General features: G+C 74.2%; 9 protein-coding genes. 6 read left to right on the plus strand and 3 right to left on the minus strand.

What is annotated here, in order from left to right; genetic code table 11:
• The 3 genes from ACFQ3T_RS30875 to ACFQ3T_RS30885 form a co-directional block, all read right to left on the minus strand.
• Positions 1-871, minus strand: an 871-nt coding sequence (locus ACFQ3T_RS30875) for a polysaccharide deacetylase family protein (RefSeq protein WP_380728669.1), incomplete at its 3' end; no start/stop codon positions are given.
• Positions 871-1257, minus strand: a complete 387-nt coding sequence (locus tag ACFQ3T_RS30880; RefSeq protein WP_380728671.1) for a hypothetical protein — start codon at positions 1255-1257, stop codon at positions 871-873. The genes ACFQ3T_RS30875 and ACFQ3T_RS30880, both read right to left, overlap by 1 nt.
• A gap of 58 nt (positions 1258-1315) precedes the next feature.
• Positions 1316-1966, minus strand: coding sequence for a DUF1707 SHOCT-like domain-containing protein (locus ACFQ3T_RS30885; RefSeq protein ID WP_380728673.1), 651 nt, complete (start codon positions 1964-1966; stop codon positions 1316-1318).
• A gap of 276 nt (positions 1967-2242) precedes the next feature.
• Here ACFQ3T_RS30885 and ACFQ3T_RS30890 point away from each other — a divergent pair, with 276 nt between their 5' ends.
• The 6 genes from ACFQ3T_RS30890 to ACFQ3T_RS30915 form a co-directional block, all read left to right on the plus strand.
• Complete coding sequence (locus ACFQ3T_RS30890) at positions 2243-2863, plus strand: Crp/Fnr family transcriptional regulator (protein ID WP_380728675.1); 621 nt, start codon at positions 2243-2245, stop codon at positions 2861-2863.
• 194 nt (positions 2864-3057) lie between these two features.
• Positions 3058-3840, plus strand: a complete 783-nt coding sequence (locus ACFQ3T_RS30895) for a hypothetical protein (RefSeq protein WP_380728677.1) — start codon at positions 3058-3060, stop codon at positions 3838-3840.
• Complete coding sequence (locus ACFQ3T_RS30900) at positions 3837-6050, plus strand: hypothetical protein (RefSeq protein ID WP_380728679.1); 2214 nt, start codon at positions 3837-3839, stop codon at positions 6048-6050. The genes ACFQ3T_RS30895 and ACFQ3T_RS30900 overlap by 4 nt, the downstream gene beginning before the upstream one ends.
• Positions 6047-7123 carry a hypothetical protein gene (locus ACFQ3T_RS30905; protein WP_380728681.1) on the plus strand — a complete coding sequence of 359 codons (1077 nt, stop codon included), beginning with the start codon at positions 6047-6049 and terminating at the stop codon, positions 7121-7123. Before ACFQ3T_RS30900 ends, ACFQ3T_RS30905 begins: the two co-directional genes overlap by 4 nt.
• 148 nt (positions 7124-7271) lie before the next feature.
• Complete coding sequence (locus tag ACFQ3T_RS30910) at positions 7272-8666, plus strand: protein phosphatase 2C domain-containing protein (protein ID WP_380728682.1); 1395 nt, start codon at positions 7272-7274, stop codon at positions 8664-8666.
• The coding region (locus tag ACFQ3T_RS30915; RefSeq protein WP_380728684.1) for a hypothetical protein at positions 8663-9673 on the plus strand (1011 nt) is incomplete at its 3' end. The genes ACFQ3T_RS30910 and ACFQ3T_RS30915, both read left to right, overlap by 4 nt.

The raw sequence follows: 9673 nt of genomic DNA on the forward strand, positions 1-9673 counted from the left end.
CCAGCGACACCGCCGTGCCCTCCGCCTGCTCCACGGCGCTCGCCGAGCGCGGCACCTGCACGCCCAGCGCGTCGCCGGCCGTGCGGAACTGGCGGCCCTGCTCGCGCAGCTTCGGGATCAGCTGTTCCACCGCCGCCACGGTCTGCGACCGGTCGCCGCCGCCGTCGTGCGCCAGCAGCACCACGCCGCGCCGGTCGGACGGGGTGCCGGCGGCCACGATCGCGTCGACGCCGGGGTTGCGCCAGTCCTCGGTGTCGTGGGTGGACAGCAGCACCAGGTGCCCGGACGCCACCATCCGCTCCACGGCGGCGAGGTCGTCGTTGTCCAGCGCGTCCGGGCGGGCCGAGTAGGGCGGCCGCACGAGGCTGCTCGCCCGCCCCGTCGCGGCGGCCACCACGAGCTGCGTCTGGCCCAGCTCCAACGCCGTGCGCGCCTCGCCGACCGTGCCGAGGTCGACGTGGGTGAACGTGTGCAGCCCCACCTCGTGGCCCTCGTCGGCCATGCGCTCGACCAACTCCGGGTGGCGCGCGGCGGCGACCCCGGTGACGAAGAACGTGGCCTTCGCGTTGTTGCGCCGCAGCACGTCCAGCACCTGCGGCGTCCAGTGCGGGTCGGGGCCGTCGTCGAAGGTCAGCACGACCGCGCCGTCCGGCACCGCGCGGGACGTCAGGCCGGTGCCGTCCGAGCCGATCAGCGGGCCGCCCGTGCGGACCGCGTCGGGCACCCGGTCCGCGGGACCGGCCGACGGCGCCTCGCCCTGCCCGACCCGCTGCACCACCAGGACGTCGAGCAGCAGGAAGGCGAGCAGGACCACCAGCGACAGCGCCAGCAGCAGCCAGTGCGCGCGTGGTGACGGAAGGTGGGCGCGCATCAGCCCTTGCCGGCGGACGTCGGCCGGTTCGCCGCGCCCGGCGCCTCGGACCGGCGGCCCTGGGTCGGCTTCTCGGTCTTCGGGGCGGCCGTGGTCCCGACCGTCGTGGTCGGCTCGACGTCGTCGGTCGTGGGGGTGGTCTCGGCGTCGGTCACCGGACGGGCGGGCCGCGCGGTGGTCGTCGTGGTGACGGCCGCGGTGGTGGCGACGACCGGTGTCTCGTCCTCCGGCACGGGCAGCAGCGCGGACCGGTTCACCGGGCCGCCCGCGAGGGCGACGGCGAGCAACGTCAGGTAGGCGAGCACGCAGGTCACGGCAACGCCGATGACGACGCGCAGGACCCATCGGCGGCGGCCGGACGGGTCGACGAACACGGGGCTGGTCATGGGCTCGCAGGGGACGGCGGCGGGGACGTCGAAGGGTAGCCGCCGGCCGTCCCCGCGACTAGCCCTCCAGCTCGTCGTGCCGCTGCTTGCCCTTCAGCTTCTTCTTCTTGGGGCGCTTGACCTCGACGGCGCCCATCATCGCGAAGCCCGTGATGCGCACGACCGGCCCGCCGGGGATGGTCGGCGCGCCCTTGTAGGTGAGGTCCTCGAACGCGCCCATGAAGCCGACGCCGTCGACCCGGACGGTGATGTCCTCGGGCACGATGATCTCCACGCCGCCCATGAGGGCGTAGGCGTTGATCGTGGTCTCGCCCTGCGCGAAGCGGGCCTTGGTCAGGTCGAGCTGGACGCCGCCCATGATCGCCACCGCGGTGTGCGTCGGCGGCACCACCCACTCGCCCCGCCGGTCCACGCCCGACCAGAACGCGAACGAGGCCGTCGAGCCGGGCGTCCCGCCGATGCGCGAGGCGGGCGCGTTGTGCTGGACGGGCAGGGGTAGCACGGCGGGCGCCGGCACGCCGAGGTCGGCGGTCAGCGGCACGAGGTCGCCGTACGTCTTCGCCGCGTACACCGCGCCCAGGCGCTCGTCCAGCTCGTGCAGGTCCAGGCGGCCCTCGCCGTGCGCCTGCTGGAGCACTCTGGCGACCTTCTCGCGGTCGGCGTCCGAGGCGCGCATCTGACGGGGGTCCGGCACCAGCTCGTCGCTCACGAGGGTGAGTCTAGGAGGACGCGGGCTTCGGGACGACGAGTCGGGCGGACGTCGTCGGGAGTCGGCGCGGAGGCGGCGGTCGGGAAGGGAATTCCGACAACGCGCCCGGAATCCGGCGTCGATGTCACCGAAATGGTCCTTGCCATTCGGCGCGGGCGACGTGAACCTTGGCGGTTCACCCATCGTGGAGGAGATGTGTCGCCACCCGTGTCGGCGAAGGACGATTGGCCCGCATCGACATTGCTGCACCGACTGCGTCCGGAATTCCGCGATGAGTTGCTGCGACTCGGTTCGGCGCGCGCGTACCCGCCGGGTGAATCGCTGCTCCGGTACGGCGACCGCGACAACCACGTGGTGCTGCTGCTGGACGGCGTGGTGAAGGTGGTAGTGGACTCCGCGGTGGGCAAGGAGGCGGTGCTGGCCGTCCGGGTCGGCGGCGACCTGGTCGGCGAGCTCGCGGCCATCGACGGCGGCGCGCGGTCGGCCACCGTGATCGCGTGCGGCCACGTCCGGACGAGGGTGGTCGGGCGGGTCGAGTTCGACGCCTTCCTCCGCCGTTCGCCCGACACCGCGCACGAGATCTCGCGGATGATCACCGAGCGGCTGCGCTGGTCGGACCGGCGCCGGGTCGACTTCGTGGCCCGGTCGGCGGCGGGACGGCTCGCCAAGGTGCTCCTGGAGATCGCCGACGGGTACGGGCGGGTCGTGGACGACGGCTGCGAGCTCGACGTGTCGCTGACCCAGGTCGAGCTGGGCTCGCTGGCGGGCCTGGCGAAGCGCACGGTGGAGAAGCACATGGCCGACCTCCAGGCGGCGAAGCTGATCGAGGCGCGTTATCGCCACATCAGGCTGCTGGACGTCGTGGGGTTGCGAGAAGTAGCCGGATTGTCCACGTGAATTCCGCCGTTGTGCGGAGTCATTGCACGGATCGCGTAACACAGTAGGGGTCGGCGTCACGCGGTGGCGTCGTTGGAGGCATTGCGCGGCCATCCAGGTGGCGAATCCCGGCGGACCGAACATCCGGCACACCGACGTGCCGAATTCGGTGTGCCCGAACGCGCCGGTCAGGTGTCGGAGGTGCACGACTCCTCATGGAGAAGAGATCAGCTCACGTTTCTTTCGTCATCGTCGACATCGAGCGTTACGGCCGGCGTGCGGACGACGACCAGCGCTGGTTGCGCGACCAGATGTACGGCGTGCTGCGGGAAGCGGTTCGGAAAGCCGGTGTCGACTGGGCCGCGTGCGAGACGCAGGACCGCGGCGACAGCGTCATCCTGTTCGTGCCGGCGAGCGTGCCGAAGATCGAGATCACCGAGACGTTCGTGGAGGGGCTGGACCGGGAGCTGACCCGCTACAACCGGCGCAGCGCGGAGTCCGTGCGGATGCGGATGCGCGTGGCGCTGCACGCGGGCGAGGTGAGCCGGGACGAGCGCGGCTGGATCGGCACCGAGCTCAACACCGCGTGCCGGATGGTCGACCTCCAGCGGGCGCGGGACGTCCTCGCGGCCAACCCGGCGGCGAACCTCGTGCTCGTCGTGTCGGACCTGTGGTTCACGTCGGTGGTGAAGCAGGACCCGGTGCTGGTCGACCACTTCCGGTTCACGCGGGTTCCGTTCGTGGCCAAGGAAGTCGACAGCCACGCGTGGGTCCACGTCCGCGGTGGGCACGTCGCGGCGGCCCAGCCCGAAGCCGCCGCCCCCGCGCCCGTCGCGCCTGAACCCGTTGCGCCCCAACCCGTCGCGGGAGCGGTCCAACCGGCCCAGCCGGTCCAGCCGGCCCCGGCCGGCGGCATCACCATCGGCGGCCACGTGCGGATGCGCGACGCCGTCCAAGGCCCGCAGACCAACCACTACCACGGCGAAGGACACCGATGAGCGAGCCGACGCCGCCGGGCCACCCGCCGGCCGCGGTCAAGGCGCCGGACCTGTCGACCCCCGAGCACCCCGCGCCGCCCGTCACCGAGCCGCCGTCGCGCAGCGCGGCCGACGTCGGCCTCGGCATCAGCGCCGCGGCGGCGAACCCCGGCACCTCCGCCGCGCGCAACGACCAGGTCCGCGAGGCCCGGCGCAGCTTCGGGCGGGACCTGCGGATCGACGGCGAGGCGTCCCTCCGCGACGCCATCAACGGCAACGTCTACAACGTCTTCCACGGCAAGCCGACGACCTCCGGCCTCGCCGCCATGCGGCTGGCCGCCGAGTTCCTGGCCGAGTGCCGGGAGACGTTCGTGCCGCCGTCCGACGCGACGGCGGCGCACTCGTGGGCGCAGCGGCGGCTGGTCATCCTGCGCGCCCCCGAGGGGTGGGGCAAGGAAGCGCACGCGCTGTGGCTGCTCACCGCGCACGAGCCGCCCGACGCGGTGCTGCGGCTGGACCCGGAGACCCGCCTGCGCGGGCTGTCCGCGAGCGACCTCGCCCGCTCCACCGGCTACCTGCTCGCCGACCTGCCGCCCGCCCAGGCGTCCGCGCTGACCGCGTTCGACCTCGAACGGCTGGCCGCCGAGGTCGCCCGGCTCGGCGGCCGGATGATCGTCACCGTCCGCCAGGAGACGACGTTCACCGACGGCGGGATCAGCCGGTACGTGGTCGACCTCGGCGCCCGCGTCGACCCGCGCGACGTCTTCGACAAGCACCTGCGCCGACGGCTGCGGGACCGGCCCGGCCTCGCGGACCGGCTGCTCGGCCGCCCGGACGTCCGGCAGCTGCTGGAGCGCGAGCTGACGCCCGACGTGCCGCTCGCCAAGGCCGCCGACCTGGCCCGGCTGATCGCCGACGAGGCCGACCGGCCCGACGACGTGGTCGCCGGCGTGCGGGACCGCCTGACGCGGTCCGACCAGCAGGACTTCACCAGCTGGTTCAACGGCCTGAACGACCTGCACCTCCAGTGCTTCGCGATCGCCCTGTCCATCTTCAACGGCCTGCCCTACGAGACCGTCGCCGACACCGGCCTCCAGCTGCACCGCAAGTTCGACATGGCCGGCGGCACGGCGGTGGCGACCAGGGCGGTCCCGGAGGCGGCCAGCCCGTTCGGCGACGGTCGGGCGAGCCGGTTGCGGACGCTGCGGGCGCGGGTCGGCAAGGCCGACGTGACCACGCCGTACGGCACGGTGACCGCCGAGGTGGTCCGGTACGCCGACGCGACGTTCCCGGTGCGGGTGCTGCGGCACGTGTGGCAGGAGCACGACCGGGCGCGCGGCGGCGTGATCGCCTGGCTGCGCGACCTGGGCGGGCACCCCGACCAGACGGTCCGCATCCGCGCGGCGACGGCGGTCGGCGTGCTCACCGCCATCGCGTACGACCACATGCGGCACGAGGTGCTGGCCCGGTGGGCGCGCAGCCGCGACCCGGAGCACCGCGAGGCGGCGGCCATCGCCCTGGTGGGCCCCGCCGAGGACTACGGTCCCGCGCTCGCCGGCGCGGTGCGCAACCTGGTCGCCGAGTGGGCGCAGGGCAGCGCCGAGCTGAAGGCGACCGCCGCGCGGGCCTACGGCGCCAACACCGGGCTCGTGCCGCTGGACGTCGCGCTCGGGGCGTTGGAGAAGCTGTCCGGGGAGGACGACTTCGACGTCGTCGAGGCGGTGTGCCTGAGCCTGACCGACCTGGTCGCCGCGCGGGACGGCGCGGCGGCCGGCCCGGTGCTCGGCCTGATCCGCGTCTGGTCGGCCAGTCGGCAGGACCTGCGGCCCGTGGTGGCGCACCTGGCGTTCATGTTCGTCGCCGCGGACCTGGTGGTCGAGCGGCCGTCCGCGCGCGGTCCGGTCACCTGGCCGACGCTGCTGTGGTTGGCGTACTGCGACCGCGAGCTGCACCGCGTGCTCGCCGGGCTGTGGGGCTGGTCGCTGAACTCGGCCGAGTTCAGCGAGCTGGCGCTCACCGTGCTGGACGAGTGGGCGGCGATGGTGGAGCGCGACGAGTCCGCGCGACAGGCGTTCGTCGGGCTCGTCACGTCCGCGTGCGTGCACAGCCGGGTGCCCGCGCGCCTGCGCAGGCACGTTCCCCGGTGGACGAAACCGGATTCCAAGACCAAGGCCGAGCGCACCGCCAGGGAACTGCTCGCCGTGCTGCCGCAAGGGGTGACCCACAGGTGAACAACCCGCAACAGCCATCGGCCTTCCCGGCTCAGCCGCAGGCCCACCACGCCGTCCGGCTCGTGCACGCCCACGACGAGGTGCCGTCCTCGCTCTTCCGCAAGCGACCGCTGCAGCCCGCCGGGATCGCGGTGGTGTGCCTGCTCGCCGACGGCCGGCTCGTCCCGGCGCCGCAGCTGGGCGCGATGGGCCGCTACCGCAGGCGCTACGACGTGAACATCGCGGACCACTTCCACTCCGAGGCGGTGACGCTGCCGGCGCGCAACGACGCGTTCGAGTTCCAGGGCGTGATGGACATCGGCTGGCGCGTCACCGACCCGGTGAAGGTGGTGGCCCGCAACGTCGTGGACGGCCTCGCGCTGGTGCGGTCGACGCTGCTCGCCGAGATGCGCCAGATCAGCAGGCGCTACCCGGTGGAGCAGTGCGCGGACGCCGACGAGGAGGTGAACCGCACCCTCGGCGCGGGGCCGCGCGACCTGCCCGAGGGCATCACCGTGCACCGGTTCGCGGCGCGGCTCACGTTGGACGAGACGACGCGGAGGTTGTTGCAGGAGCACCGGAACACCGGCTACGAGAGCGAGATCGAGCAGCGGCGGATCGAGGCGACCCGCCGTGCGCTCGACGGCGACAACGCGCTCCTGGTGCTGCACCTGACCAAGCACAAGGAGGACACCGCCTCGCTGATCACGATGATCGCCCAGGACCGGCACTCCAGCGAGCAGCGTCGGATGGACCTCCTGCGCGACCTGGTCGAGCGCAAGATCATCCAGGACGTCGACCTGGACGACTTCAGCCGCACGCTGATCCAGCAGAGCACGACCTCGTTGGCGGGCGGCTACACGGGACCGCCGCAGCTCAACGGGCCGCGCGCGGTCGGCCCGGCGCCCGTCGTGAACGCCGTGCCGGTGGTCGAGGCCCCGGCCGTGAACGGACCGGCGGTGAACGGCCCCGGGGTGAACGCCCACGGGGTCGCCGCCCCGGCGCCGCAGCCCGGCCGATCCGGCCCGCAGGAGTCCAAGGGGAGCCCCAGCGGGGGCGTGACGGGGTGGAAGCCGGTTGGCGACAACAAGTAGCGGGCGGCCCGAGGGCGACCGGTCGAGGGACGGCCGGCCGGCGGGGGAGCGGTCCGGCGGGGAACGGGTTGCCGGAGAACGGTCGCCGGGGGAACGGTCGCCGGGGGACGTGCCGGCGGGCGAACGGGCCGGGGGAGCGTGGTCGACCTTGTTCGACCGGGTCTTCGGGCGGTTCTTCGGGACGCCGGGGCCGGTCGACGGCACGCACGCGGTGACACCGCCGCGCGGCGTGCCGCCCGTGGGCCAGCAGGGAGTGGCGCACGAGCGCGACCGGGGTCTGGACGCGGGCGTCGGCAAGACCCGGTCGCCCTGGTCCGCCGAGCGGCCGCCGCAGGGTGGACCGCTGCAGAGTGGACCGCCGCCGGGTGGATTGCCGCCGGCTGGATTGCCGCAGAGCGGGCTGTCGCAGAGCGGGCTGTCGCAAAGCGGACTGCCGCAGAGCAAGCCGGCGCCGAGCACCTGGCCGGCCAACGTGCCGTCCGGGCGGTCCCGAGTGGAGCCGTACGACCAGATGGCGCCGCCGACGGACCAGTTCCCGCACCGGTCCCACCCCAAGGGGCGGCAGACCACGCCCCTCGCGGTGTCCCCACCCGAACCGCCACCCGCCTTGCCGCCTGCCTTGCCTCCTGCCGGGCCGGCCAAGCCGACGCGCGACCCGGTGCGGGACTTCACCGCGGCCGACCCGGCGCTCATGGTCCCGCCCGTGCTCGGCGGCTCGCCCAAGGCCGCCCGGCTGCCGTGGTACCTGCCGGTCGAGCCGTCGCAACCCGGCCTGGCCGCCGACGAGGTCCGGCTGGGCGACCACGACGTGCGCGCCGCGTTCGCCGCCGGCCCCGACCACCGCTGCACCGAACCCGCCACCGCCCGGCAGGACGCCTACCGGCTCGGCCGCGACGCGGCGGGCCGGCACCTGGTGGTCGCGGTGGCGGACGGCATGTCCGCGGCGGCCCGGTCCGACATCGGGGCCACCGTCGCCGTCCGGGCCGCGGTCGACCTGGTGCGCCGCCAACTGGACGCGGGCCGCCACCCGGAGGAGCTGGACTTCGTCGACCTGTTCACCACGGTCGCCAAGCACGTCGTCGGCGCGGCCACCCAGCTCGGCTGCGAGCCGGACGAGGTGCTGACCGCGTTGATCGTCGCCGTCGTGCCCACCGGACCCACCGGGCCGGGCGGCGAACGGCGGGTCCGGCTCGCCTCGCTGGCCGACGTGAGCGCGTGGCTGCGCCACGGGTCGCGGTGGGTGCGGCAGGCGGGTGCGGAGAAGCACGGCCTCGACCGCAACGCGTTGGACGCGTTCCTGCCGCACCACGCCCGCAGCGTCGTGGTGGAGTCCGCCGACGTGCCGCCGGGCGGGGTGCTGGCCGTGCTGACCGACGGCGTGGGCGACGTGATCAGCGACAGCACGGCCGGCGCGCGGTGGTTCGCCGAGCGGTGGCGGCGACCGCCGAACCTCGCGTCGTTCCTGCTCGACGTCAACTTCGAGGGTCCGGGTCAGCTGGACGACCGCACGGCGGTCGTCGTCTGGTGCGGGGGCCGGGGATGACGACGTCCAAGAGCTACTCGGCGGTGGTGGACCTCGGCACGCTCGGCCCGCTCGGCGAGCCGCTGAGCAAGGACGACGGCGAGTCGCTGGAGATCGTCCCGCTGGTCCGCGACCCGCTCGTGCTGTTCAAGCGCTACCGGCCGGAGCGGTGCGTGCCCGCCGAGGCCGAGCGGCTGGACCGGCTGATCGCGCTGCCGCGCAGGCTCGGGGCGGACGACGTCCGGCGGCTGCGCGAAGCGAGCTGCTGGCCGTTGTCGCGGGTGGTGCGGGGCACGGACACGGTCGGCGTGCTCATCCCGCGCGCGCCCACGAAGTTCGGCGCGGCCCTGACCAGCCTCACCGGCGTCGGCGACGTCAAGCCGCTCGCGGTCGACTGGCTGGCGAAGACGCCGGAGCAGCAGGCCACCCGAGGGCTGCCGCGCACCACGTTCGCGCAGCGGTTGCGGGTGTGCCAGGACATCGCGGCCGTCGCGGCGATCCTCGAACGGGAGTCGGTCGTCTACGCGGACTGGTCCTACGCCAACGCGTTGTGGAGCCCCACGGAGTTCCGCGGGTACCTCATCGACGTCGACGGGTGCTCGTTCGGCCAACGCCCGTGGGTGAAGACGGTGAACTGGGAGGACCCGCTCACCCCGCAGGGCGTCGACGTCGACAACTACACGGACCGGTTCCGCCTGGCGCTCCTGGTGATCCGCTGCCTCAGCGGCGAGCGCGACATCGCGCCCGCGCTGGAGGCCGTCCTGCGCGTGTCCGCCGCCGAGGGCAAGGCCGTGGTCGGCCAGACCCTCAACCAGGTGGTGACGGCGCGCCGGCGGACCGACCGGCCCTCGGTGGCCCGGATTCGCGACGCGTTGTCGCAGAGCGGGACGTCCGCGCCGGGCGCCGCGCCGGCCGACCCGAACGGTCACGTCGTGGGCTGGAAGCCGGTGGGACGCGCCGCTCCCGCCCGTCCCTCGACGCCGACGCCGGGGCAGACCCGCCCCGCTCCCGCCGCCCCGCGCCCGGCG

Origin of the sequence: Saccharothrix hoggarensis, assembly GCF_042678885.1 — a bacterium.
In the GTDB taxonomy this organism is placed as follows: Bacteria; Actinomycetota; Actinomycetes; order Mycobacteriales; family Pseudonocardiaceae; genus Actinosynnema; species Actinosynnema hoggarensis.

Coding starts and splice junctions, on each gene's coding strand:
- ACFQ3T_RS30900 (WP_380728679.1), top strand. CDS start 3,837: ATGAGCGAGCCGACGCCGCCGGGCCACCCGCCGGCCGCGGTCAAGGCG.
- ACFQ3T_RS30880 (WP_380728671.1), bottom strand. CDS start 1,257: ATGACCAGCCCCGTGTTCGTCGACCCGTCCGGCCGCCGCCGATGGGTC.
- ACFQ3T_RS30895 (WP_380728677.1), top strand. CDS start 3,058: ATGGAGAAGAGATCAGCTCACGTTTCTTTCGTCATCGTCGACATCGAG.